General features: G+C 36.3%; 22 protein-coding genes and 1 pseudogene. 12 read left to right on the top strand and 11 right to left on the bottom strand.

The window, feature by feature from the left end; translation table 11 throughout:
* Positions 1–61 precede the first annotated feature (61 nt).
* On the bottom strand, positions 62–1534 hold the full coding sequence (locus PH4a_RS03320; protein WP_129037744.1) for an anion permease: 1473 nt from the start codon (positions 1532–1534) through the stop codon (positions 62–64).
* A 523-nt stretch (positions 1535–2057) separates the two neighbouring features.
* On the opposite strand from PH4a_RS03320, the gene PH4a_RS03315 reads away from it, so the two are divergent.
* Complete coding sequence (locus tag PH4a_RS03315) at positions 2058–2966, top strand: LysR substrate-binding domain-containing protein (RefSeq protein WP_129037743.1); 909 nt, start codon at positions 2058–2060, stop codon at positions 2964–2966.
* Positions 2967–3055: 89 nt separating this feature from the next.
* Here the strand turns inward: PH4a_RS03315 and PH4a_RS03310 are convergent, their stop codons facing one another.
* Positions 3056–3928: a pirin family protein gene (locus PH4a_RS03310; protein ID WP_064720911.1), complete on the bottom strand. Its 873-nt coding sequence runs from the start codon at positions 3926–3928 to the stop codon at positions 3056–3058.
* A gap of 270 nt (positions 3929–4198) precedes the next feature.
* Here PH4a_RS03310 and PH4a_RS03305 point away from each other — a divergent pair, with 270 nt between their 5' ends.
* The 7 genes and pseudogenes from PH4a_RS03305 to PH4a_RS03275 all read left to right on the top strand — a co-directional run bounded on the left by PH4a_RS03305 (position 4199) and on the right by PH4a_RS03275 (position 12149).
* Positions 4199–4876, top strand: coding sequence for a hydrolase (locus PH4a_RS03305; RefSeq protein ID WP_129037741.1), 678 nt, complete (start codon positions 4199–4201; stop codon positions 4874–4876).
* A gap of 129 nt (positions 4877–5005) precedes the next feature.
* Positions 5006–5571, top strand: a pseudogene (locus PH4a_RS18445) (YceI family protein).
* A gap of 539 nt (positions 5572–6110) precedes the next feature.
* The gene (locus PH4a_RS03295; RefSeq protein WP_129037739.1) at positions 6111–7778 is read left to right on the top strand and encodes an acyl-CoA synthetase FdrA; all 1668 of its coding nucleotides are present in this window, start codon (positions 6111–6113) and stop codon (positions 7776–7778) included.
* 12 nt (positions 7779–7790) lie between these two features.
* A complete protein-coding gene (locus PH4a_RS03290) occupies positions 7791–9056 on the top strand; it encodes a YlbE family protein (RefSeq protein WP_064720908.1) in 1266 nt (421 codons plus the stop codon).
* 42 nt (positions 9057–9098) lie between these two features.
* Positions 9099–9926: an oxamate carbamoyltransferase subunit AllH family protein gene (locus PH4a_RS03285; RefSeq protein WP_129037737.1), complete on the top strand. Its 828-nt coding sequence runs from the start codon at positions 9099–9101 to the stop codon at positions 9924–9926.
* 46 nt (positions 9927–9972) lie between these two features.
* Positions 9973–10878: a carbamate kinase gene (locus tag PH4a_RS03280; RefSeq protein ID WP_129037735.1), complete on the top strand. Its 906-nt coding sequence runs from the start codon at positions 9973–9975 to the stop codon at positions 10876–10878.
* 26 nt (positions 10879–10904) lie between these two features.
* Positions 10905–12149 (top strand): MFS transporter, encoded by a 1245-nt coding sequence (locus PH4a_RS03275; protein WP_064720905.1) that lies wholly within the window; start codon positions 10905–10907, stop codon positions 12147–12149.
* A gap of 56 nt (positions 12150–12205) precedes the next feature.
* Here PH4a_RS03275 and allS read toward each other — a convergent pair whose 3' ends face one another.
* The 6 genes from allS to PH4a_RS03245 all read right to left on the bottom strand — a co-directional run bounded on the left by allS (position 12206) and on the right by PH4a_RS03245 (position 18530).
* On the bottom strand, positions 12206–13120 hold the full coding sequence (allS, locus tag PH4a_RS03270; RefSeq protein ID WP_129037733.1) for an HTH-type transcriptional activator AllS: 915 nt from the start codon (positions 13118–13120) through the stop codon (positions 12206–12208).
* A 372-nt stretch (positions 13121–13492) separates the two neighbouring features.
* Positions 13493–14314, bottom strand: a complete 822-nt coding sequence (locus tag PH4a_RS03265) for a CPBP family intramembrane glutamic endopeptidase (RefSeq protein ID WP_129037731.1) — start codon at positions 14312–14314, stop codon at positions 13493–13495.
* Positions 14315–14629: 315 nt separating this feature from the next.
* The gene (locus PH4a_RS03260; RefSeq protein ID WP_064720902.1) at positions 14630–15565 is read right to left on the bottom strand and encodes a phosphatidate cytidylyltransferase; all 936 of its coding nucleotides are present in this window, start codon (positions 15563–15565) and stop codon (positions 14630–14632) included.
* Entirely contained in the window at positions 15552–16289 is a 738-nt protein-coding gene (locus PH4a_RS03255; RefSeq protein ID WP_129037729.1) for a lysophospholipid acyltransferase family protein, read from the bottom strand. Before PH4a_RS03255 ends, PH4a_RS03260 begins: the two co-directional genes overlap by 14 nt.
* Positions 16289–16954: a CDP-alcohol phosphatidyltransferase family protein gene (locus tag PH4a_RS03250; RefSeq protein ID WP_129037727.1), complete on the bottom strand. Its 666-nt coding sequence runs from the start codon at positions 16952–16954 to the stop codon at positions 16289–16291. The genes PH4a_RS03255 and PH4a_RS03250 overlap by 1 nt, the downstream gene beginning before the upstream one ends.
* Before the next feature lie 940 nt (positions 16955–17894).
* Positions 17895–18530: a response regulator transcription factor gene (locus PH4a_RS03245; RefSeq protein WP_129037725.1), complete on the bottom strand. Its 636-nt coding sequence runs from the start codon at positions 18528–18530 to the stop codon at positions 17895–17897.
* Between the two features lie 463 nt (positions 18531–18993).
* Here PH4a_RS03245 and PH4a_RS03240 point away from each other — a divergent pair, with 463 nt between their 5' ends.
* The gene (locus tag PH4a_RS03240; protein ID WP_129037723.1) at positions 18994–19989 is read left to right on the top strand and encodes a LacI family DNA-binding transcriptional regulator; all 996 of its coding nucleotides are present in this window, start codon (positions 18994–18996) and stop codon (positions 19987–19989) included.
* A gap of 48 nt (positions 19990–20037) precedes the next feature.
* Here the strand turns inward: PH4a_RS03240 and PH4a_RS03235 are convergent, their stop codons facing one another.
* Positions 20038–21507 (bottom strand): glycoside hydrolase family 32 protein, encoded by a 1470-nt coding sequence (locus PH4a_RS03235; RefSeq protein WP_129037721.1) that lies wholly within the window; start codon positions 21505–21507, stop codon positions 20038–20040.
* Positions 21508–21766: 259 nt separating this feature from the next.
* Here PH4a_RS03235 and PH4a_RS03230 point away from each other — a divergent pair, with 259 nt between their 5' ends.
* The 3 genes from PH4a_RS03230 to purT all read left to right on the top strand — a co-directional run bounded on the left by PH4a_RS03230 (position 21767) and on the right by purT (position 25156).
* Complete coding sequence (locus PH4a_RS03230) at positions 21767–22714, top strand: aminoimidazole riboside kinase (protein WP_129037719.1); 948 nt, start codon at positions 21767–21769, stop codon at positions 22712–22714.
* Positions 22715–22951: 237 nt separating this feature from the next.
* A complete protein-coding gene (gene rarD, locus PH4a_RS03225) occupies positions 22952–23863 on the top strand; it encodes an EamA family transporter RarD (protein ID WP_129037717.1) in 912 nt (303 codons plus the stop codon).
* Positions 23864–23968: 105 nt separating this feature from the next.
* Positions 23969–25156, top strand: a complete 1188-nt coding sequence (purT, locus tag PH4a_RS03220; protein ID WP_129037715.1) for a formate-dependent phosphoribosylglycinamide formyltransferase — start codon at positions 23969–23971, stop codon at positions 25154–25156.
* On the opposite strand, the gene PH4a_RS03215 is transcribed toward purT, so the two are convergent.
* Both PH4a_RS03215 and PH4a_RS03210 read right to left on the bottom strand, forming a co-directional pair.
* Positions 25153–25935: a substrate-binding domain-containing protein gene (locus PH4a_RS03215; protein WP_129037713.1), complete on the bottom strand. Its 783-nt coding sequence runs from the start codon at positions 25933–25935 to the stop codon at positions 25153–25155. The two genes, purT and PH4a_RS03215, sit on opposite strands and share 4 nt — an antisense overlap.
* An 11-nt stretch (positions 25936–25946) precedes the next feature.
* Complete coding sequence (locus PH4a_RS03210) at positions 25947–26999, bottom strand: ABC transporter substrate-binding protein (RefSeq protein WP_129037711.1); 1053 nt, start codon at positions 26997–26999, stop codon at positions 25947–25949.
* Position 27000: the final 1 nt, after the last annotated feature.

Below are 27000 nucleotides of genomic sequence, written 5' to 3'. Positions count from 1 at the left end.
AGAATAGAGCAATGACTTACAAGAGCATTGCTCTATTAATTTCAAAGACCAATTTTCATTCTTACCAATAACCTAATACTTTCCACCATAAGCTACCAATTACAATCCAGACAATTAAGTTAACGACACTCATTACAAAACCAGCTTTCCACCATTCACCTAATGTGGCGTAACCAGAACCAAATATAATTGGTGCTGTGCCAGTACCGTAATGGGTTAGTGACATCATTAATGAAGATGAAAACGCTAATATTAATCCTAATAACATTGGTGGTGCGCCTAAGGTTAGGCCCGCGGCGTAAAATGCAGCAAACATAGCAGTAATATGTGCGGTGGTGCTAGCAAAGAAATAGTGAGAATAAACGTAAATTAGTACCAGTAATATCATGCCGCTTACCCAACTAATTCCCATATTATCAATACTTGTCCCTACACTAATGGATAACCACTTAATTAATCCTAATTTTCCTAAGAAGGAGGCCATCATTACTAAGGCTGAGAACCATACAACGGTGTCCCATGCCCCTTTGTTCTTTAAAATATCATCCCAATTTAATACGCCAGTACATAACAAAATAGATAAACCAATAAATGCAGCTGTTGTGGCATTAATGCTAAAAGCACTACCAAATATCAGCGCCGGTATACCTGCCCACATAATTAACAATAAGGCAAATACAGCTAAAGTGATTTTTTCAGGTAACGATATTGGCCCTAGTTGAGCTAAACGCTCTTTGGCAAAATGAGGTGCGTTAGGTGTACTGGTTATTTCAGGTTTATATAAAAAATAGATAATTATTGGCATTAAAATTAATGAAATGATTGCAGGAACAAAAGCAGCAATAGCCCACATAGACCAGCTGAGTTCATATTCAGGGCTAGTTTCACTAATAATTAAGCTAACAATTAAAGGATTAGGTGCGGTTGCGGTAATGAACATCGCCGAGGTTATTGGATTAATATTATAGTTTACTAACGAGAGATAGCGCCCAATTTTACCACTGGTGCCATCTTCTGCTTTAGAATTAAAACTGTCAGAAATAGAGCGCATGATCGGATGAATAATACCGCCGCCTCTCGCTGTATTACTTGGCGTTACTGGGGCTAAAATAGTTTCAGCAATTGCTAGTGAATAAGCAATACCTATCGTTTTTTTACCAAAAAGAGAAATAAAATAATAACCAATTCTGGCACCTAATCCGGTTTTATTTAAGCTCATTGAAACCATAATAGATATTCCAATTAACCAAATAAGATCGTTAGAAAAACCACTTAATGCATCATTTATTGCAGCCTTGGTCGAATTGGGATTAGTCACTCCTGTAACCGCAACTAATGCGATAGCAATAATAGAAACGGCACCAATAGGTAATGCTTTGCCGATAATTGCAGCGATAGTACCGACAAACAGTGCTAATAAGTGCCAAGCGTTAGGGTCAACACCTTTAGGCACTGGTACAAAAAACCAAATAATTAAGGTAATAGAAACAGCGATTAATGTCGGTATGGGTCGTAATGGAGTTAAATTTTTCATTTGGTTATTCCATTAAAATGCAGGTGAAAGAGATAATTTAAAAAAATATAAAACTAATAAGTATTTTTATTAATTATAATCTTATTAACATATTTTTAAATATTCATTGATGAGAGTCATAAAAATAAAAATAAATATTAACTTAATTCTTTAATGATCATTTTTATGTAACTAAATATTTTCAATAATATACCATTTTTCCATGTCATTGTTTTACATTGTTTTTAAATATATCGAGTAAATATATATAGTAAATTTTTATTCAATAATAGGTGGTATTTTATTTTTATTGTGATATGTATTGTCTTATTAATATCACATATTTATAAATTATTTCCTAGGTAGATAATATATTTATGATAGAGTGTTCGATCAGCTTTAATTTATATTATTTATTTCAACTATAATGTTATTAACAATATGATAAATACAAAAGTATTAAAACAAGAGCTATTCTTGTTATAATACATAAGCCTGAAACAATTCAGCTATATATTGAAAATAACTAAATAGGTGATACACCATGAAGTATGATTTAAACGATCTATATTATTTTGTTAAAGTCGTCGAGTTTGGTAGTTTTTCTCAAGCGGCTGAAATATTAGGGATCCCTAAATCTAAACTGAGTCGTCGTATCGCTGACTTAGAGCAAAAGCTTAATGTCTCTTTGATTTATCGTTCTACTCGCCAATTTCATGTTACCAAAATAGGACAAGCTTTTTATCAGCAGTGTAAAAATGTAGTTGTTGAAGCTGAAATTGCAGAAGAGGTTATTTGCTCTGCGCAAGGGCACCCTCATGGTACTATTAAGCTGTCTTGTCCTGTCGCGCTATTGCAGATTTATATTCAAGATATTCTGGTCGATTTTATGGCGCAATATCCCGATATTAATATTCAAATTTTAGCTATAAATCGACCTGTAGATGTTATTAGTGAAGGATTAGATTTAGCATTACGAGTTAGAGCGTTGCCTTTAGATGATTCTGGTTTAACAATGAAAATCTTAGGTTATTCTCGTCGTGTATTAGTGGCGAGTCCTATTCTTTTTGAATCAAAAAGTATTCCCGGATCACCAGAGCAACTTGCAGATTATCCCATTCTTGCGAATAGCGAACATTCACAGCAATATACTCTTACATTAACGCATACTGATGGCTCTGTATTAACTCAACATGTGACGCCAAAATTAGCGACAACGGATGTACTAACGTTGTATAAAGCAACTCTGAAAGGATTAGGAATAACACGGTTACCATTAAGTGTGGTTGAAAAAGATCTACAAAATGGTTCATTAATTGAAGTGTTACCACAATGGCGTTTTCCAAAAGACGTCATTCATGCAGTTTATCCATCTCGAAAAGGATTACTACCTGCAATTCAAGCATTGCTTGATTACTTATCTGAAAATATGTCGTCATTAAAAGAAGCCTAAAAGCAAGATTAGAAGAGATAAAAAACAGCTCCTGTTATAATTAAAGAGGAGCTGTTTTATTTACATAATGTTCAAAGGTATTAATGCTGTTATTTATTAGATATACGGCCAAATTTTCCCTGGTTAAAATCATCAATAGCTTGTTTTATTTCAGCTTCACTATTCATAACAAAAGGGCCATATCCAACAACGGGCTCATTAATTGGTTCCCCACTTAAAAATAGGATTAATGCATCTTCGGTTGCTTCAATATTTATTGAGCCACCTTCGTTATCTAAAATAACCAAGTCACCTGTTTGTAATTGAGTTTGGCTATCAAGGTAAATACTACCGTGTAATACGATTAAACCTACATGGCGATTTTTCTTGCTCGGCAAATTAACAGATTTACTCGCTTTTAATTGAATATCCCAAACATCAACAGGTGAAAATGTTTTAGCTGCACCTTTTGTATCTTGATAATCACCAGCAATAATCCGTAAATGACCAGCATCATCTGGCAGCGAAATCACTGGAATATTGCTCTGTTTTAATAATTGATAACCTGCTGGCGCTGATTTGGCTTTTGAAGGTAAATTAACCCACAATTGCACCATATCTAAAACACCGCCTTGTTTGGTAAAGGCGTCAGAATGATACTCTTGATGTAAAATACCTGATGCCGCAGTCATCCACTGCACATCACCAGGGCCAATAACCCCGCCTTCACCTGTTGAATCATGGTGTGCCACTTCACCTTTATAAACCAATGTTACCGTTTCAAATCCACGATGGGGATGTTCACCAACGCCTCTATTGTGGTCTGCTGATGCAGGGAAATCAGTTGGGCCAGCTCTGTCTAGTAATAAAAAAGGATCCAGATATTTGCCATGATTGCCATAACTAAATAATGAACGGACATGAAAGCCATCACCAACCCAATGTTGACGAGGGGCTTTATAAATACCAATTATTTTTTTCATGATGATATTCCTATAATATTTCTATAGGGTGTATTTTAAGTAAATAAAAAAAATTAAGTAGTAGCGAAAGTAGATTTCATTATCCTAAAAATAGAACAATTAAACATTTAGTTATTATTCTATTTTTAGAATAGTGTTTATCATAATTAACACTACCGAGATTTTAATTAATTTACTACTGTTTAATAAAGAGTGAGTGAGATGAAATAGATAACGTTTCTTTCTATCACTGTTAATAATCAATATTTATTAATTAAAAGGCAAATTCAAATGAGTACTCCAGCTAATTTTAATGGTCAACTTCCGGTTATTAATCCTGATGATGCGGTGATGTTATTAATTGATCACCAAAGTGGTTTATTTCAAACTGTTGGCGATATGCCAATGACAGAGTTACGCGCTCGTGCTTCTGTTTTAGCTAAAATGGCAACACTTGCTAAGATGCCTGTTATTACAACAGCCTCAGTTCCACAAGGTCCTAATGGTCCATTAATTCCTGAAATTCATCAAAATGCACCTCATGCAAAATATATTGCACGTAAAGGTGAAATTAATGCGTGGGATAATCCAGAGTTTGTTGAAGCGGTAAAAGCAACAGGTAAAAAACAGTTAATTATTGCAGGTACAATTACTAGCGTTTGCATGGCTTTCCCTGCAATTAGTGCAGTTTCAGAAGGATATCAAGTGTTTGCTGTTATTGATGCTTCAGGTACTTACAGTAAGATGGCAGAAGAAATTACTTTAGCTCGTATCGTTCAAGCAGGTGTGGTGCCGATGGATACTGCTGCCGTTGCCTCTGAGATTCAAAAAACATGGAACCGTGCTGATGCGTTAGAATGGGCACAAGCATATACCCAAATTTTTCCTGCTTATCAGTTATTAATTGAGAGTTATAGTAAAGCACAAGATGTTTTAAAAAATAATGAAAAATTAGACTCTCAACGTTAATTTTATTATCAACTATCTTTTGTTTTTTACTATTTAATTTATTTGTAGAATGCCTATAAAGTATATTCTTTATAGGCATTGTTATATCATTAACATTTGTTTTTATTAAAGTTAATTAGAGTTAATAAAATGAAAAGCATTTTACCTTCTGTATTGGCTGTACTATTTTCATTTCTATTTCAGAAGCGACAGAATATAAATTAGAACCAACACATACCAAAGCTATGTTTTATATTAATCACTTTGTTATATCGAAAAATAGTGGTGGTTTTTATGAAATTAATGGTGGTTTTTCTTATTCGCCAGAAAATAAAATAGGTTAAATTAAAGTTTCTATTCCTGTTAAAACATTAAATACGGGTTTAACTGCATTTGATAGCCATATCAAAAGTGCTGATATCTTAGATGTAGAGAAATACCCAATAATTGAATTTACATCGACAAAATGGAGTTTTGAGAATAATAAACCTATTTCTGTTGACGGTTTATTAACCATGAAAAGTAAAACACATCCAGTATAATTAAAAACCACAAAATTTAATTGTTATGAAAGCCCTGTATTTAATGCTTCTGTTTGTGGCGATGATTTTGAAACAACAATTAAACGATCACAATGGGATGTCGATTTCTTAGTAAAAGAAGGAATAGCAGATAGCATGACATTAAAAATACAAGTAGAAGCGATTAAACAGTAAGTTAATTAAACGCCATAAAGCGCTCTCTAATAAATATAGAGTGCTTTTTATTTTATTAAATTAAAGTCAAATGCGAATAATGTAAATTACAAACCTTGGCTAATTTAATATAAATACTGAATTTTATTTGTTGATAATAAGATTTTATTTCTGTATGTTATGAAATTGTTGCGTGATTGGTAAAACCACTTGTTTTATAATGCTTTTATTCTCATTAATTTGTTTCTCATAAGCTAAATTTCTCAATTCATTATTTATTTTTTTATTTTTAAATTAATGTTCCTTTACTCATCATAATTTATTTAATAAATACCCATCGATTAAATGAAAATTTTTTACAATAGATAAGTGTGACTTCAGTCACTCTACATTTTGATATTTCTTCAGTATGTTTATATACAGAGATTCAAATACGAAGATTCAAAAATATTATTAAATATTGCTTAAGTACATAAGCAAATAGGCTTTTTATTATCAAAAAAACGAAATGCAAATAAATATGTGGCATTACATATATTAAATGCGTTAAGGATATCATAATGATCCATGCTTTTATTAAAAAAGGGAGCTTTCAGGATTCAGTAAGCCTGATGATTATTTCCCGAAAATTAAGTGAAGCCCCAGAGGTGGAAGAAATTTCCGTCATGATGGGTACACCAGCGAATAAATCTCTTCTTGATGTCACCGGTTTTTGGCATGACATGTTCAATGAAGCTACTCCAAATGATATCTGTGTTTCTATTAAAGCAGAATCAGATGATCCTGCCATTATCGATATGATTTCTACTGCGTTAGAAGATGCATTAACAGATATCGCTAATGGTCAGAAAGGTGGCAATAAATTAACCACAGTTCGTAGCTGGCGCACCGCGAATCAAAAAAATCCTAATGCCAATATGCTGCTTATCTCAATTGCAGGTGAATATGCTGCGGAATTAGCAGATACCGGATTAGATGATGGCTGTAATGTCATGTTATTTTCAGACAACGTTTCTATTGCTGATGAGAAAGCACTGAAAGAAAAAGCAGCTGCTAAAGGTTTGATTGTTATGGGACCGGACTGTGGTACTGCAAATATCGCAGGTGCACCATTAGCTTTTGCTAACATCGCACCGAAAGGTTCTATTGGTATTGTTGGCGCATCAGGAACAGGTATTCAAGAAATTACCTCACAAATTGTTTTGCAACGTCAGGGAATTTCTCACTCTATTGGTTTAGGTGGGCGTGATTTAACAGAGCAAATTGGCGGAATTAGTGCTGTAACCGCAATTAATATGCTAGCGGCTGATCCTAATACTCGCGTAATTGCTTTTGTTTCAAAACCACCGGCACCGGCTGTACGCCAAAAAATTATCGCTGAGATGAAGCGTCATAATAAGCCTATAGTGGCCCAATTCTTAGGTACAACTCCTGAAAAATTCCAAGACGATAACATCTATTTCACTCGTACTTTAGATGAAACCGCACGTATTGCGGCGGAGTTAGCGCGTGTCGAAGATATCGCGGCTGAATTACCGAAAGTTGCTGGTAAGAAAATTATTGGTCTTTACGCTGGCGGTACCTTAGCTGCTGAGTGCGCGATGTTGTTATCTGAAAAACTCAATATTGAGGTCGATAACGAGCACAAGCAAGGCACTATGCTAGATGCTGATGGCCATAAAATCATCGATATGGGCGATGATTTTTATACTCAGGGTAAACCACACCCAATGATCGACCCTTCAACACGTAATAAATTTATTAGTGAGCTGAGTGATAAAACAGAAGCTGGCGTGTTACTGGTTGATTTTGTTATCGGTTATGGCGCAACGCAAGATCCTGCTGGCGCACTGATCCAAGAAATCAAAAAGCTAAACGAAAAACGTGGTGAAACCAATCCATTAATCACTATCGCCACTATTACAGGTACAGAAGACGATCCACAAAACCGCAGTGAGCAGCAAAAGCAGCTTAAAGAAGCGGGCATCATTGTGATGGATACTTTGCCAGAAGCGGTGTTATTAGCCAAAGAATTAATCCAGCCACACCCAGTAGAAGCACATGCTGAAGTTTCGCCACTACTTAACGGGATCTCTGTGATCAATGCAGGATTACGTAGTTTTGCAGACGATCTGCAATCAAGTGGTACGCCTGTTGTTCATTATCAGTGGGCACCTGTCGCGGGCGGTAATAAAAAACTGGCTGAAATATTAAAGAAATTGAAATAAGGAATTGCAGATATGTACACAACTATCGAACAAGCGAATGAAGCAGTAATCGAGCGTATCCGTGAAGCCCGTCCTCACTGGTGTGATGTTAGTCTTGCCAAAGAACTCGTTCCACAATTAGAAAGTGGTAAAAAATTACTGCATGCAGGCCCCCCTGTTACTTGGGAAGAGATGAGCGGTCCTGTGCGTGGCGCATGTATCGGTGCTTCTTTATTTGAAGGCTGGGCACAAAACGAAGAACAAGCTTTGGCTATGTTAGCGGCGGGCGAAATTGAGTTTATTCCTTGTCACAACGTGAATGCAGTAGGCCCAATGGGCGGTATTACTTCTGCGCATATGCCAATGTTGGTTATCAAAAACCACGTTCACGGCAACTATGCTTACTGCAACATGAACGAAGGTATTGGTAAAGTGATGCGTTTTGGTGCTTATGGCCCAGATGTTCAAGAGCGCCTGCACTGGATGCGTAATAGCTTAGCTCCAGTTTTAAAAGCGGCATTAGCTACTATCGAAAATGGTATTGACCTAACTGCGATTATGGGTCAGGCAATTACTATGGGTGATGAATTTCACCAACGTAATATCGCCGCCTCTGCATTATTACTGCGTGAATTAGCACCAATTCTAACCACGTTAGATATAGACGATGCTGAAATCACTAAAGTAATGAAATTCTTAAGTATTACAGACCAATTCTTCTTGAACTTAGCGATGGCTTACTGTAAAGCGGCGATGGATGCAGGAGCCCAAATCAAACAAGGTACTATCGTCACCGTTATGACACGTAATGGTAGTAATTTTGGTATCAAAATCAGTGGAATGGGTGACCAATGGTTTACTGCACCTGTTAATACGCCACAAGGCCTGTTTTTCTCTGGCTTTAGTCAAGCTGATGCTAACCCAGATATTGGTGATAGCGCGATTACTGAAACCTTTGGTATCGGTGGTGCAGCAATGGTCGCAGCCCCAGGTGTGACTCGCTTTGTTGGTGCGTCAGGTGGTATGGATGCAGCGCGCGATGTGACAGAAGAAATGGCTGAGATCTACCTTGCTCGTAACATGATGTTGCAAATTCCAACTTGGGATTTCCAAGGTGCATGCTTAGGGTTAGACGCTCGTCGTGTTGTTGAAACAGGTATCACTCCACTGATTAATACAGGTATCGCTCATAAAGATCCTGGTGTTGGTCAAATTGGTGCAGGTACAGTGCGTGCACCTTTAGGCTGTTTTGAAAAAGCGATAGTTGCGTTAGCTGAAGAATTAGGTATCGAAGCTTAATTTCGCTTTGTAATGACAAAAGCACCGCACTAAGGGGGCAGTATGCAAATTCAGGCACTTCAAACCAGTCAGCATATCACTGATTTTGAAGGTGACATTAAATGTGTGGGAATTTATGACCATGCACTGAATTTCATTTGCCCTCAGCAACGCTTAATCACTTTTCATCGTGAAGGAAGAGGATTAAGCCCGATGGGATGGTTACTTGAGCAAGATGATTTTGACCATCTAGCAAAACAATGCCATCCCTCGGTGATGATGAAGATAAAAAATAATCAGGCGACATTAGCAAACCAATTAACTGTAATTTCCGGTCGTACTGAGTATTTGAAATTACAAGATAAAGCGGATTTAGATTTGCGTTGGTTAGAGAGCTTTTTTTCTCTGTTATCGCCAGCGATAGCAACAGGGCTTTATGGTCCTTTGAAAAATTATCGTCAAATCGCACAAATTAGTGAAATTAGATTACTAACTAAGCTATTTCATAACCAGCTGGCAGGCAATGCGGTTAACTGGGCAATTTTTACAGGGAAGGGCCCAGGTTTAACGCCAAGTTCAGATGATATGCTGGTGGGAATGTTATTTGCACATTATTTAACTGAACCAGAGAAAAGTCTTAGTCATTTTTTTAATGACACACCGCCTTTATCTTTATTAACAACCATTGTCAGTAAACATTATTTGGAATATGCCACACAGGGAATATTTTCTACCTATCTCATTCAATTAGGTAAAAAAATAAAAAATAAAGAGATTATTTTTAAGGATATGTTGGAAATACTTTCTATTGGTCATCATTCAGGAGCAGATACTTTACTGGGATTATGGATTGGTTACCAAACTAAAAAACAACAACAGCATATTGATTAATTTTTTTAATAAAAGAATTTATATAAACATTCGGATACGGATAATTATGAAAACAATTGTTATTGCTTTAGGCGGAAATGCATTATTGCAACGCGGAGAAGTTTTGTCTGCAGAGAATCAATATAAAAATATTGAATTGATGTCAGAGACAATTAATAAATTAGCGCAAGAGTATCGTGTTGTATTAGTACATGGTAATGGGCCTCAGGTTGGTTTGCTTGCATTACAAAACCTTGCTTATCAAGAAGTTCCTGCGTATCCATTGGATATCTTGGTTGCAGAAAGCCAAGGTATGATTGGTTATATGATGATGCAAAAGATTAATCAACATCATCCAGAACAAGCAATTACCACAGTAATGACGCGTGTTTCAGTTGATATTAATGATGAAGCGTTTAATGACCCAAGTAAATTTATCGGTCCTATTTACAATAAAGAAAATATGGAGCAATTAATCGAGAAGTATCAATGGACATTTAAACAAGATGGGAAACATTATCGTCGTGTAGTGCCATCACCAACACCGAAAAAGATTATTGATATTGATGCAGTAAAACTTTTATTAGATAAAGGTCATATTGTTATTTGTGGTGGTGGGGGCGGTATTCCAGTTAATAATACTAATAACGAATTTATTGGTAGTGAAGCTGTTATTGATAAAGATTTAACTGCAGCTTTAATTTCTCGTGAATTAGATGCAGAGCATTTTGTTATTTTAACAGAAGCAGATGCTATTTATAAAAATTGGGGAACACCAGAACAAGCGGCTATTCGTGAAGCAACACCAGAAGAGCTTGCACCAATGGCAGTTGCTGATGGCGCAATGGGACCAAAAATCATGGCTGTCAGTGATTTTGTTAATGCAACAGGGCAACAGGCTCATATTGGTGCATTACAAAACATCCAACAAGTTATTGAAGGTCAGTCTGGCACTTTAATTTATAAGTCTTAATAAGAAATTCTTTCAGGAGCGTCATTATGAACGATGCACAAGTGAATGAGAGTAAAGGCAAGGTCCCTTATTGGGTCAAGCTGACGATTATCTTCTTCTTTGGTTGGATTGCGCTTTATGGTAGCCGCGCAATTGTTGGGCCATTGATGGTTAATATTGGTGCTGAATTTGATTTAACCAAAGCACAACTTGGTTCAATTATGAGTATCTTCTTTATCGGATATACTGCATTAAATATTCCATCAGGCATGATTGGTGATTATTTAGGTAAGAAAAAAGTATTAGTTACTGGTGTGATCTTATTTGGTGGCTTCACCATGATCGCGGGTATGATGCCGACTTATGTAACCTTTATGTTCGCATGGGTTATGGTTGGGGTTTTCCAAGGTTTCTACTATGGTCCTCAGTACGGTTTATCATCAGAAGCGATACCAAAACATCGTATTACATTAGGTAGTGCGATTATCAATAGTGGTATGGCATTTGGTCTATCAATTGGTTACTACATCTCTAGTATTTCTGTTGGTGAGATGGGGATGAGTTGGCGTGCGCCGTTCTATATTATTGGTGTACCAATTATTATCATTGGTCTGATGATGTTATGGATTATTAAAGATAAGCCAAAAAATAAAGCGTCTTCCACAGATCCTGATGCGCCAAAACAAAAAACTAAACTAACTTTTAAAGACTTGTTTGGTAACCGTAATATTAACCTAGCTTACATCACTATTTTCTGTTCAATTTATGGCTTCTTTGTATTAGTAACATGGTTGCCGTACTACCTTGAAACAGAGCGTGGCATTACAGGAACACAAATCTCAACTATCGCATCATTAATGCCTTGGTTTGCTATTCCGGGTTCATTAATATTTAGCTGGATCTCAGATAAATTAGGTCGCCGTAAGCCAGTATTGTTAGTGATGTTACCACTGTCTTTAGTGGCAATTCTTGCGGTACCGATGTCAGAATCAATGCCAGTATTAATTGGTGCACTGATCCTTTACGGTATCGTCGGTAAAATTAGTACTAACCCAGTTTTAGTTGCTGTTGTTGCTGATAACTCACCGCGCCATGCGTTAGGAACCTCCTTTGGTGTTTATAACTGTATCGGTATGTTAGGTTCTGTTTTCGCACCAACGCTTACCGGTTTCTTATCTGATAAAACAGGAAGTATGGACTCCGGTTTCTATTTTGCTGCAATACTTATTTGTGTTGGTATTGTTGCTAGCTTATTTATTAAAGAAAGCCCAGAAGCAACACCAGCAAAATAACCAGTTATATAAGGTTATAAAGTGTGAACCAAAGGGCAAACTTAGGTTTGCCCTTTTTAATTTAAGGGATCATAAAAAGATTGCACACTAGGGTGACTTTGTTGAAATAGTTCAACTAAATAACTGACGACAGCACCTTTTTTATCTTCACACCAAGCAAGCGAAAGTGGCGAATTATGACGTCGATTTTTGACTTCTTTTGCAATTAACTGCCCACTATCAATTAATGGTTTGCATAAACTTAATGGCAAAAATCCGATACCGACCCCTTTTAAATGACAAGCTAGTTTAGTATGTAAATCAGGAACTCTAATTTCATGTTGCCCTGATAAACGCCAAGCAGTACGCTTAGAAAGGTGGCGAGATGTATCTTCTACGTTTACAGCAGAATACATACGCATTTGATCGTCACTCAATATACCCGTTACATTTGCTAAAGGATGATTTGGGGCGACAACAAATTGCCACTGAATTTCTCCCATAGCACAAATGTTAATATTATTCTTAAGGGATTCATTGCCTGTTACACCTATCGCAAAATGATAATCTTCATTAATTAACGCATCCCAAACACCCATATAAACTTGGCGTGTAATATGAAACTGAGTTGATGGAAAACGTTGATGTAGGCAAGCCAACATACTGGCGACAGCAGTGCGATCATAAAGCAGATTATTAATGACAATATTAACCTGGTGTTCAACACCTGCGTTCATTTGTTGCAGCTCAATAGGCATTGATTCTAACCACACAATCCATTGACGACATTTTTCTAAGAGGTATTCGCCAGCTGGCGTTAATGTCACGGTTCTTGTGGTACGATTAAACAATTGAGTGCCAATATTTTCCTCTAACGTTTTTATTCGATAACTAATAGCAGCTGAGGTTTTATGAAGTACATCAGCGGCTTTAGTAAAACTTTGACAATCTGCAACCTGTATAAAAGTACGGATCATTTCTTGATCTAACATATTTTTTATCCTGATGGTATGAGAGGAAAAAATCAGCGAAATATTCTGACTTAAAAAATAAGAATAAAAATAAAGTAAAGCTTACCTATCTTTTTTATCGTCTATGCAACAATGTAAGTGACGTCTTTATAGTGTTAATAATTTTTATGATGTCTTACTTTTTATTGTGCATTGTATGAAATTTTGATTATTTAAAGATAAGCAATAAAGCATACTAACAAAGATTTCATCTTATGATGGGAGAAATCAGAAAATCTGCATCATAATAGTGTGATTCTCTTCACATATCGTTATTCCTTTTTACCTGCGAAATAATCACGTAAGTAAAAAGAAATAACAAATATTAGAATAAGACAAAAAATAATATTGTGATTAAGCAACTTTAAAAGGATAGGTAAAGAAGAGTAGATGAGTCAGATTAAGCGCAAAATGAAATAGGGTTGCTACCCAAAGTTTACCACTCCACATCCATGCTAATCCGTAAATTATCCCCGCTAGCGATGCAAAGACAACAAGCAATATTCCACCTACAAAATGTGCTAAGCCAAAAATAATCGCCGCAATAAATAAGGCAATATAAGGTGGAAGATAACGCGATAATAACTGTTGGATCGTACCGCGAAATAATGCTTCTTCCGCAAGTGAAACAAAAAAGAGATTCGCAAGAATAAATGCAGGTAACCAATTTGGTAAGTGGAGTTCAATGGCTAAACCACCAAGTGCTGTAGCAAGTAATAATAATGTTGGAACAGCAAGAATGAGTATTCCCCATTGACGGGTAGATGCTGCTTTTAGTGGTGAACGATTAAAAAGAGTTGGTATAAAAATAAGCAGAATAAAGGGCAACAAGGCTTTATCTGCATTGAAATAAAAAGAAAATGGAGCGCTATGTAGTCCTAGTGGTGTATGTGAAAGGTAACGAAGGTTATTAAAACCTGGAATAAAATGAAAAGCTAATGCAAAAGCAATTAAGAGTAGCGCTAGTGTAATTATCCCATGGATTAATTTTTGCTGCTGGTAACGATAATAAGCAATGGCTAACAGAATAGTGGCAACAATAATGGGAAGCGCTGGCCATGTTATGACACCGGTTAAAAAGGCGCTGATTGTCGTTATTGCTAAAGTAATAAGTGCAAGTGTGCGGTTGAACCCTAATAAAAGCAAAGCTAAAGCAAGAAGTAACCAAGTAATCATAATAAATTGTGTTTAAGAATAAAAAAGGGAGAGTAGGGTAAAAGATAGCACTGTTTTAAGCTATCACAATGAGTATAAAGCGAATGAATAGAGAGTAATAAATTAGGAGTTTATGCAGTAATGAATTGTTTTTAATAGCAAAAAACCAATATTTGATTTTTTGTAAAAAATTAAAACAAACGTTTAATTGATTTGGTGATAATGTTGATATGTCATTGAGTTAATTAAATAATACTTATTATGTTTTTAGAAGCAGCCCCATTGATGAGATAATGAGTACTGCTTTTTAATCAATAGTAAGAAACGTTATATAAACTATACGTAGAAATAGCGAATAACATGAAAGAAAATGGGGGCTGCAAAGCAGAGTGAATCCATTCTATCCATCATACCGCCATGACCTTCTATCATTGTGCCAAAGTCTTTTACACCACTGTCTCTTTTAATTGCTGACATACATAATCCACCAGCAAAACCCGCAAGCGTAATAACCAGTGAAAGTAAAAATGCCGCCCACCATGAGAATGGCGTAGCCCACCAGAGCATCATACCAATTAAGCTTGCCGAAATAATGCCACCGAAAAAGCCTTCTACAGTTTTATTTGGACTTAATTTTGGCACGATAGGATGTTTGCCAAAGAGTTTACCAAAGACGTATTGCAGTACATCAGAAACCTGAACCACGATCATCAAAAAGAGTAATAAATTAATATTACGGCCTTCAAAACCTTCTATTGGTAACATTAATAGCGCTGGGGCATAACTTAAGCAGTAAATAGCAATCATTACACTCCATTGTACTTTTGCCATGCGCTCTAAAAAGTGGTTGGTATCTCCAGAAAGTGCCATACGTGTTGGAATAAGTAAAAATGCATAAACCGGAATAAAAATAGCCATCAGGTTATACCATTGCACACCAACTAAAATATATTGAATGGGGAGAATAACGAAGAAACACCAGAAAAGGGCTTCGTGATCACCACGATGTGTAGGTGTTAGAGTAATTAGTTCACGTAATGCGAGCCAAGATATTAAAGTGAAAAGTACAACAGAACCAATTTGCCCAATTCCAATAGCAACAGCGGCAATAATGCACATAACCCACCATGCATTTATCCGCGAATTAAGATTAGCAATAGTGGAGGTTTTGCCTTTAATTGCCGCAAGAATAGCACCTGTAATACTCGCGATAATTAAGAAAGAGAAGAGCCCAATAAAAATCCATAATACTTCATTACTAATACGTTCCATTGTGTAACTCCTCTAGTGCAATTTTGGCTCTGATCAAAAATTCTTGTTTACTCTCTTCTTCGGTTGTTGATTCAATAGGCGCTCCAAAGAAAGCACTACAAATAACCGGTACGACTAAACGAGAACCTTTAGGTAACACACGATTTAGATTTTCAAGGTAGATGGGCACGAGTTGTACATTCGGATTTTTACGAGATAAATGCCATAGACCCGCTTTAAAATCTTGAATAGATTCACCATTACCTCGTGTTCCTTCCGGAAAAATAATCAAAGACTCACCTTTGTCTAATATTTTTTGCATTAATTCGAGTGCATTGACCTTATTTTGAGTTGGTGCTGACAGGTCATTATTAGTTGATGATTCTTTTGTTAATTCGACTTGTTCCTGACTTTCAGTGGGGTATTCAGAAAAGGCCATTTTTGTTGCATGACGAGGGATCAGTACGGCCCTAAAAATTCGTCGTGATAAATAACGGCGCAGGCGGTTTTTATTCCAATAGTCTTCCGCAGCAACAGGGTGAATATAAGGACGAATATCTGGAGCCAGACAAGACCAAATAACCAGACCATCAAGATGGCTGGAATGATTGGCGTAATAAATACAAGGCGTGTTATCGGCAATAGGGGAGGTTTGTTTAGCCCGTATTCCTGTTAAAAAACGACAAATAGAAACAAGAATAGATGAAACAATTTTTGCATCGAAAGAAAGCCTGCCATTTTTCATTAATCAGCACCTTGTGATAAATCCCGTAAAATCCGACGGGTTCTGAAAATAGTGGTTAATGCTGCACCAATGATAATCATCGATAATGCAATCATAAATAACCATGCTCCCCAAATAATGGGCGTAAATGCGGCGATAATAGCAATAAAAGTCAGTAACGCCATTCTATGTTGCTTTGCCATCGGGCCTGTAAAACGTTGTTCTAATCCACAACTTCCACCTAACACACGAACATAAGCGGTTATAACCGAAAAGAATGCAGCAATCCAACCTAATGTAATGGCTATGGGAAAATGGGATGACAAACCATAACCTACACCAATAATAATTAGCGTGTCGGCTATTCTGTCTGGCAATTCATTATAAACCGCACCAACAGGGCTTTTCATGCCGCCTTCAACGGCAACCATGCCATCTAATAGGTTACATATAAGCCGGCCTTGGATCATTAAAGCACCGATAATAAACAAACTTGCCCGAATGATGTAGTGAGTGTCGGAGAAGGCGAAGAATAGTGCAATACCTGCGAGTGCAGCGAAGAGAATACTAAACAGCGAGATGCCATTGGGTGTTGCGCCTTTTTTTTGTAGCCAGCGACTACAAGTGGTTGCCCAGTAAGTTTGTCTTGCTTTAATAGGGCGGCGATTCTTATCTTGATTGTTCATTGTTATCTGTAAAAGGATATTATGGAAGTGACTAGGATAATTCTATTAGAGCCATAATAGTATAAGAATAAACGTATAAGTTTATCTAATATTTTTATGATGCAAAATGAGGTTTAATCGTAGTCATCAAATTAAGAGTAAAAAATTTATTAATAATGAATAGTTAACTTTATAGGTGTTAGTACTTATCTCAAATTAAGGTGTTATACTTACGGGTGTTATTCTTAAATAGATGATCTTTTTATGCCTACCAATTAAGTATAGTTGATTAGATTTGTATTACAAAAATTAAAGTATAAAGAGAATGAATTTCTAAAATAGAAACCAATATAAAGAAAAATAGTTATTGTTTTCCCTTTTTATATTATGTCAATAATAAAAAATAAATAATCTAAATTAGATTTTTCTGATAATAATTTATTGTTTAATAGGCGTAGGTGTACATAAGCATGCTTCATTATAGCATAAAAAAGAGATTGCAATTTCATTTGTATTCTTTTTTAATCACTAATATTTTTCTTCGTGAAATAAGAAAAATAAATAAAGGAATGAGAATGAGGAGGATTATGTTTATTAAAAGTGGAGTAATGAGTTGTATCAAAATAAATACTTTATCTAATCTTATATTGTCATTATTAAGAAAAATTTATTCTCAGTTATTAATAATAGCGATTGTGAAAATTTAATATACGATTGTTGTAATTTGAAATTAAACGAATATTAATGAAGGGGAGGCATCAAAATAAGATTGCCTTCCTTCTATTTTAGAATGGATCCTAGTGTATGAATTATTCCCATATTCGGTTTTAATCATCAAAAATAGAATGTTTTTATAAGTACAGGCTACCCTCATTAATAGAAATTAATGAAGTTTAAACAGGCCGTATTGTTATCTCAGAAGATAATTAAAAACCTATTTATAAATAAAAATCCTGAATGATTAATTGGTTCTTAAGTCATATTTCCTAAAAAAATCATACTCTTGAACTAATTGCGGTAGTGATCTTATTTTTAACTTTGTATACATGTTTGAGCGGTGAACTTCTACTGTTCGAGGAGAAAGAGAAAGTTTTTCAGCCGCTTCTTTACTGGTATTTCCGTCTAAGATCATTTCCATAACCTCTTTTTCTCTATTCGATAACTTACTAAATTTATCTTTTAAAGAGATATATGTTCTAAATTGTTCTACTTCACTTTCATAATGAAGAAAAGCTTCAGAGACAATATTAAGAAGTTCATTAACATTCAATGGTCTAGTTAAATATTCAAAAGCGCCTGATTTAAATGCACTACGACAACTTTCAATCGCATTATCCCCAGAAATAATAATAACAGGGATGATGTTTTTCAGTTTATTTAGCTCTCTAATCAGTGCAATTGATGGTGATGCACTATTTTTAGTGTTAATGATGATGCATTCTTTATGTGCTCCTTTGGCTGATGAAAAATAATATTTTAAAAATGCTTGTTCTGTTGAATAAGTTTTCACATTAGCTGCTAATGAAGAAAGTACAGCTTTAAGTTGAACTTTTGTACTGTCATCTTCAAATGTGATTAAGTGGATTATTGATTCCATATGTTGCTCCTGGTTTTATTCTGCTCTTAACTAAGAGTGAATGAGTAACTAAATTTGACTAATTTATAAGTTTTTTGTGTAGGGTGACATTCACGTAACGGAGCCATATTTAGAACATTTAAAATTAAAAATGATTAATACTTCTGTATTATATTATAGATAAAATATCAGAACTTTGTTTTGTTTCAATATTTCTATTTTATAGATAAGATTATTTTATTTCTATAATGAGAATGCAGATAACTATTATTAATTGTAACTAAGTTTTTTAACGTAAGTGTTTTTAACTATATTAAACTCAATTACTGCGTAAAGAATAATATGGCTATTTGTTTTTTGACGTTCAAATTAATTGAAATATTTAGTTACAATATCATTGAGCTGGTAGATCTTGCCCTTTACTTATTGTAAAATAGGCCAATTATTTAGTTAACTCTATTCATAAACCTATCGAGCCAATATTATGGCCTCACTGAAAGATGTCGCACGACTCGCATCCGTTTCTTTGATGACAGTCTCTAGAGCGATTAATAACCCTGAGTTATTAAAACCTGAAACATTAAAACAGGTTCAAAGCGCTATCGATGAACTGAACTATGTTCCAGATTATTCGGCTCGAAAAATTCGAGGCCAAGGTACCAAAGTGTCATCTATTGGTGTGCTTGCTATTGATACCGCAACAACACCATTTTCTGTTGAAATGATTTTGTCCATAGAGCAAACCGCACGAGAATTTGGTTGGAGCTCGTTTGTGGTCAATTTGACAGCTCAAGATTGTTATGAACGCGCTATATGGCAATTATTAGCACAAAGACCCGATGGCATTATCTATACAACTATGGGACTAAGAGAAATCTCTGTTCACGAAAAGTTGCGAGATAAAAATTTAGTACTGGCAAACTGTTTGGATCTAGAACAGGCTTTCCCTACATATATTCCCGATGATTATCATGGACAGTATTTTGCAATAAAAAAAATTATCGAAAAAGGCTATCGTAATCCATTGTGTTTTTATATTCCTGAAGAATCTGTCGCAGGCCCAATTCGCCGTAAAGCCGTTGAAGATGCTTGGCTCGATGCCGGATTACCGTTATCGTCATTACGTCAATATACAATGTTGTATGGTGATGAGCATTATCGAGATATTATCGAGATATTAAAAAAACATTGCTCATACCAAAAAGCAGATTTTGATGTCTTAATTTGTGGTAATGACCGTATTGCTTTTTTGGCTTACCAAGTGCTGCTCTCTATGGGATTACAAATTCCTGAGCAAGTTGCGGTGTTGGGATTCGATAATATGATTGGTACTGGAGAGTTGTTTTATCCTCCTTTAACAACAGTACAGTTACCTCATTATGATTTAGGTAAAGAGGCGACTCTTCATATTATTCAAGCACGCAAACATCGCGATACCATTCAGCTGCCTTGTCATTTAGTAGAACGTGAATCCCTTTAAGGGACTCACGTTTTGTCGTTATATTATGAGCGCATCTTAAAAGTTAATTTATTTATTGATGCTATTTAGCTGCCAATACTCCCCTGAAATAAGTTGAGCACTTCCACTCGTTGCAAATAGTTGTAATTGACGATCATTATGATCAGCATAATATCGGCTGCTAAAGGTTAGATCCCCTTGATTTACAAAGATTTCAATAGATGATCGGTCAATGAAAATACGTAAGTTTATTTCACTACCTGCAGGTAATGGTGCGCTTCGATAACCGCTAATGTCATATTGTGGATAGTGACGATTGATAATTAATCGATTAGATTGTTTATCAATAAATACCTCTAATCCTTTTCCTAGCCAAAGGCCAAATTTTTCCGCTTGGCTGTCTAACGACCAAGTGAGATCTAATTCAACAGATTGAGCATTATCCATCAATTTAATAGATTGATTTGTCAGGTTAATTTGCTGAATTGTGTTTTTTTCGCCACGTAAGCTTTCTAGCTCTTTTACTGGGATCATACGTAAGCGATTTTGGCGTTTATCGAAAATAATTTCACGAGGTAGAGTAAAACAGCCTGCCCAAAACTCATTTTTTGATGGCATTGGCGAGTTCCACATATCCATCCAACCCATCGATACACGACGACCATCCGGCGTTTGAAATGATTGTGGCGCATAATAGTCATGCCCATTATCAAGTTCAAGAAAGCCACCTCGTAAATCAAATGTCTTTTCTGGTGACCATTTACCAATTAAAGAACCTGTCTGAAATTGGTTACGAAATTGATAGCCTTCAGCGTGTTTTCCTTGAGGCGAAAAAACCAATGCAAAATCATTTTCATTACTGATAGGGAAAAAATCAGGACATTCCCACATATAAACGTTTTTATCATCAGTTTTGCCTAAAACGGTGTATTGCGTATTCCATTGATGACCTTCTTCAAACAGCGTTTCGCTGGAAAAGAGAAGAACTTGCCCTTGATCTTTCTCATCACGAGCACCTACAACCATCCACCATTTACCTGCTTGATACCACACTTTAGGATCGCGAAAATGCATATAGCCTTCAGGTGGCGGCAAAACGATGCCTTTTTTCTCAAAGTGAATACCATCTTCACTAACAGCAACACATTGAGCTTCATAAATTTGGCTATCATCGCCTTCTTCACCTAGCCAGTTGTGGCCAGTATAAAAAAGATAGAGTTTTCCTTCATGACTAATTGCGGAGCCAGAAAAACAGCCGCTTTTGTCATAATCATCACCAGGAGCAAGTGCAATAGGTTGATGTTGCCAATGGATCATATCGTTACTTGTGGCATGACCCCAATGCATTGGCCCCCAATGTTCAGAAAATGGGTGGTGTTGATAAAATGCATGATATAAACCATCGTGATAAATAAGCCCATTAGGATCATTTAACCAACCAGCGGGGGGCGCTAAATGGAACGAGGGATAAAAATCATTGCCTCGTTTTTCAATCAAGGTTTTTAAAGCCGCGTGTGATTGTTCTAAACGTTGTTTCATATCATTATCCTTATCTTACTAAGCATCAGAGGTTATTTTGGTTATGCGCTAGTAAAAATTATCGCTTTTATTTTGTTATGTTAACGATAACATTTAATGTCAAAAAATGGAGGAACAGCAGATTTACTTTATCATCTTACTTTATTATGTTAACGTTATCAGTATTGATTTACGAGTAATATCTTCATTTTTTAGTTATCAACACTAATCAAAACAGAATATAGTGAATAAAAATAATTGCTTATCTTCAGGAGAGATTATGAAAGTCTGGTCTTTAGGTGATGCTGTTGTTGACTTAATCCCACTACAGAACATGCAATATGAAGCATGTGCAGGGGGAGCACCAGTAAATGTAGCTGCTGGAGTGGCAAAATTAGGTCAACAAAGTGGCTTTATTGGGCGTGTTGGTGAAGATGCCTTTGGCCACTTTATGCAAAAAACACTATTTGATCTTGGTGTTGATACTAGTGCAATGGAATTTGATGAACTCCATCGAACCAGTACGGTTCTAGTGTCTTTGCAAGAGAATGGTGAGCGTGATTTTACGTTTTTAGTTGCAGAATCTGCCGACCAATTTTTAACTGATAAGTCATTACCAGTATTTGAAAAAGATATTTTGCATTTTTGCTCATTGGCGTTGGTGAATCCTATTTGTCGAACCACGCTCGATAGCGCAATACAACAAGTTAAACAAAGCGAGTCACTACTGAGTTTTGATATTAATTTGCGTCCTCAGATGTGGCTAGATCATGAAGAGATGCGCGAGATTATTGATAATTATGCACATAAAGCGGATGTGTTGAAATTATCTGAAGATGAACTCACTTGGATGACGCAAGAAATTACCCTCAATAATGCGTTAAAAAAATTAGAAGAATATCCTGCGCGTTTAAAAGTGATCACCCAAGGCTCAAAAGGATGTTTGGTTCTTACACCGAATACACAAGTTGCGTTAAGTGCTTTTACGGTTGATTGTGTTGATACAACGGGTGCTGGCGATGCGTTTATGTCTGGTTTATTAGCCGCGGTTGCTGAATATGGTTTTGCTGAAGATGAGCAATATTTATCAAAAATTGTAACACAAGCAGCTGCTTGTGGCGCATTAGCAACAACGCAAAAAGGCGCTATTGCAGCGGCTCCTAGTCGAAAAGTATTACGTGATTTTATTAGTAAGCAGCCACCGTTACATGTGCGTGATATTTTTTAAAAGATAATTTCACCTGTTTTCTGGTCGTAGTTCTTTACTGTAGTTTTCTATTTACGGTTTTTAGTTATATTGATCTTCATTGATATTTTCTCGCAAAAGTATTAATGGAGATTTTTTTTTATTTTTTTATATGGTCTTGATTTGCTAAACCATTAATCAACGTACTGGATCATATTGTTTCTCTGGTTTTGAGCGTATAATAATTAGTCCTATTTACTTTTTATAAGGGAATGCTAAATGTGGGCTCAGTCGGGCGCGGTATTAGCCATCTTTTCTTATATTCTGTGGGGAATAACCCCTCTGTTTTATCGGCTTTTACCCGGAGCTCAACCATTAGAGATGTTGGCTCAACGTCTTATTTGGTCGATTCCTTTATTATTGCTTGTTCGTTTATTTATAAAAAATAGAACCCGTTGGCACGCTGTCTTTCAAGATAAACGCTCCATTTTTATGTGTTTATTTAGCTCATTAGCGATGGCTGTTTCGTGGTGTACATTTACATATGCCTTAACTCATCAACAAGTCTTAGAAGCCAGTTTGGGGTATTTTATTAATCCCTTATTTTCTATTTTATTAGGTGTGGTTTTCCTTAAAGAAAAATTGAACTCAGCAGAAAAAAGTGCGGTTATTCTGATCTGTGCGGGTGTCGGTTATCAATTGTGGATGTATGGCGAATTACCCGTATTGGCTATTATGATGGGCGGTGCTTTTGCGGTTTATGGGTTGATCAGAAAGTTTATTCGCTTTGATATTATTACATCGCTATTTATTGAAACCCTATGGTTAATACCATTAGCTATAGGTGTTACCATCTGGTTATTTTCTCGAGATGAAAGTGCACTTTCTTCTGCTGATAATCTGACTCGCTTTTATTATATTTTAACGGCACCTGTGACTATTTTGCCGTTATTATTCTTCACTGCTGCAATCAAGCGCACTACATTAACCGTTATAGGTTTAGCACAATATATAGAACCCACTATTCAGTTTTTATTGGCGGTATTCTTATTTCATGAAGCGTTTGATGAAGTGAAAGGGGTGAGTTTTTCACTGATTTGGCTCGGATTATTGTGCTGTATTGTAGCGCTTATTCGCCGGCGACTTAATTCATTAAAAATTTCAAAAGGCAAACGTAGCCAAAGTTTATAATTCTTTTTTTGTGATATCGCTATTTTTCTATCACATAAAATCCGTTATGCTATGCAAAAGCAAACGTTTGCGCGTGATGGGTTCTTATTGAATTGAGGATGAAAAATGACAGTGCTGGGTACGGCTCTTTGTGCAAGTGCAACAAAAATAATGCTATTAGGTGCGGGTGAACTAGGCAAAGAAGTTGCGATAGAGTGCCAACGTTTAGGTATTGAAGTCATTGCGGTAGATCGCTATCCAAATGCGCCCGCAATGCATGTTGCTCATCGTCATTATGTCGTTAATATGCTTGATAGCAATGCATTAAAACAGGTTATTGAACAAGAAAATCCTGATTTTATTGTGCCTGAGATTGAAGCTATTGCGACCTCTTTACTGGTGGAGTTGGAGCAACAAGGACAAAAAGTGGTGCCTTGTGCGCGTGCTGTTAAATTAACGATGGATAGAGAGGGAATACGTCGTTTAGCTTCGGAAATACTACATTTACCTACATCAAACTATCAATTTGTCGATGATGAAGCTGCATTTAGCGCGGCCGCTATTGAGATTGGCTTCCCTTGTATTATCAAACCGGTAATGAGCTCTTCAGGAAAAGGGCAAAGCGTGATACGCAATGAAGATGACTTAACACATGCATGGGCTTATTCGCAAGAAGGCGGGCGGTCTGGTAAAGGTAGAGTGATTGTCGAAAAGATGATCCCATTTGATTTTGAAATAACGTTGTTAACTATTCGCGCTGTCGATGGGATTCATTTTTGTTCTCCTATTGGTCATCGTCAAGAAAAAGGTGATTACCGTGAATCATGGCAACCGCAAAAGTTGAGTGATATCGCTTTAGCTAAAGCGCATCATATTGCTAGTCAAGTTATTGAGAATTTAGGTGGTTATGGTTTATTTGGTGTCGAATTATTTGTTCAAGGCGATGAGGTTTTCTTTAATGAAGTTTCACCTCGTCCACATGACACTGGATTAGTGACGCTGATTTCACAAGATCTTTCAGAATTTGCATTGCATGTTCGTGCTTTTTTAGGTTATCCGATAGGCGGGATCCGCCAGTTAGGTTGCTGTGCTTCTGCCGTTATTTTACCTACATTAGAGAGTACTAATTTGGTTTATTCGGGTATTGAAAAAGCATTGAAAACTAACCGACAAATTCGCCTCTTTGCAAAGCCTGAAATCGCGGGTAGCCGCCGCTTAGGCGTTGTATTAGCTCATGCCGATACTATTAAACATGCTCTTGATGAAGCCAAAGCAGGGGCTCAAGCCATTTCCGTAAATGATGCTGTCGATTAAACGCATTGGTTGTTGATAACTATCTTCTCTTTTTTACCGCTATTCATTGACGATATAGGTTCAGTTAGCGGTAAGAAACCCGCATCAACAAAATAGTGTTTGGCATAAGGAGAGAGTATCTCTTGATATAAGCCATAGGCTTGAGCATCAATCAATGCAGCACAATAATGAGCCATTACGTTAAAAGGATTAGGTATAGTAAACACCATTAATTCAGGAAATTGGCTTAATGTGTGTTGATAATGTTGATAACCAATAAAAAGATCGGCTTGTTGTGTGGTAATTAAATAATGCGCAGCCATTTTTCCGACTGGAATAGTAAGTGAATGCTTACCCCCAACTAATGGTATAGCACGCTGTTTTAATTGTTTACCTAAACTCGGATTAGTCTGTTCGATTTTTTCAAAAAGTTGCCAGCAATAGTCGCCAGAAGGGTCTGATTTTGGTGTGGATGTACCCAGTTTAAGTGCTGGATTTGCAAGTAATGAGAGCCAAGTATCATGTTCACTAACACAATCGCGATGAGCTGTAATGCATAGCTGATTGCCAATAAATGGCGCATATTGCAGAGCCATCCCTTGTTGGATTAGTTGTTGAGTATTATTTTCATCAGCAGATAAAAATAGATGACAAATTTCACCTTGCTCAATACGTTGACGTAATAAGCCCGCAGGGCCAAATGTAAGTGTCCACTCTTCTCCTGTTTTTTGATGATATTGTTCGATAAAGGCTGGCAAAGTAGCCCGTAGGCTACCCGCTGCAAATAGTGAAAGTCCCATTGTTCTACACCTTATTCTGCGCCTTGATATTGAGTGCGATAGAATTTTTGATACCAATCATTTGCTGTTTTTTGCATATCAATATCGTTAAATTTTTCGGGGTAAAGCTTTTTTGCCATCCATAATTCGCCAATTGCCATTGCTTCTGGCATAGGGTAGCCCCAGGCTTTAGCGTATTCTGGCATCAAATAAATACGATTATTTTTTACTGCACTAATAACCTGCCAACGAGCATCTTGTTTAATTTCATCAACAACTTGTGGATAGCGATCTTGAATAAAAATAACCTCAGGATCCCATGCAATAACTTGTTCTAAAGCAACTTGTTTATAGCCTTTTACACTAGACGCAGCGACATTTAGTGCGCCAGCATGATCCATCATTAATCCGGTATATTTTCCTGAGCCATAGGTTGTTAAATCTGGGTTTGCCATATAAGCACGAACGCGTTGCTCTTTGGGAATATCTTGTAAGCGCTGACTAACTTGCTGGCGTTGATCAAAAGTCGCGGCAATAAGTGCGTTAGCATTGTCTGATTTATTGACAATATCACCAATCAGCAAAATGCCTTCTTTCAAACCTTCGTTATAGGCTTGCTCTTCATTTAACAAGGTAGGGTTAAGGTTTGATTTATCATCATTAGCTTCTTTGCGTAACGAAATTGCGACAACTGGAATGCCAAGATTAGAAATTTTTTCGATCATCTCTTTCGGAGCATAGTTGGTAACAAAAACAACTTGAGGTTGTAATTTGACTAAGCTTTCAGCATCAAAACTGGTGAGATCGCCTACCTTTGGCGTATTTTCTAACGATGGCGCTAGTTTTACATAGCCATCGCCAAGTTGTTGTTTCCAATTAGACATTACACCTATGATTTTATCACTAGCATCAAGCTGAATTAATAAATTAAGCGTTTGATGTTGTAAAACAACAGTTCTTTCAACTTTATCAGGAATTGTGACTGTTCGGCCAATTTGATCCACAATTTGCCTATCAGCATAAGAGAGGGTAGTAAGCGAAAATAAACCAAGACCCAATAAACAATGATGCAATAGCGATTTCATA

Source organism: Proteus hauseri, assembly GCF_004116975.1.
GTDB classification, from domain to species: Bacteria; Pseudomonadota; Gammaproteobacteria; order Enterobacterales; family Enterobacteriaceae; genus Proteus; species Proteus hauseri.
The sequence above is the reverse complement of the archived record's forward strand: the minus strand, read 5'-3'. Positions and strand labels throughout refer to the sequence as shown.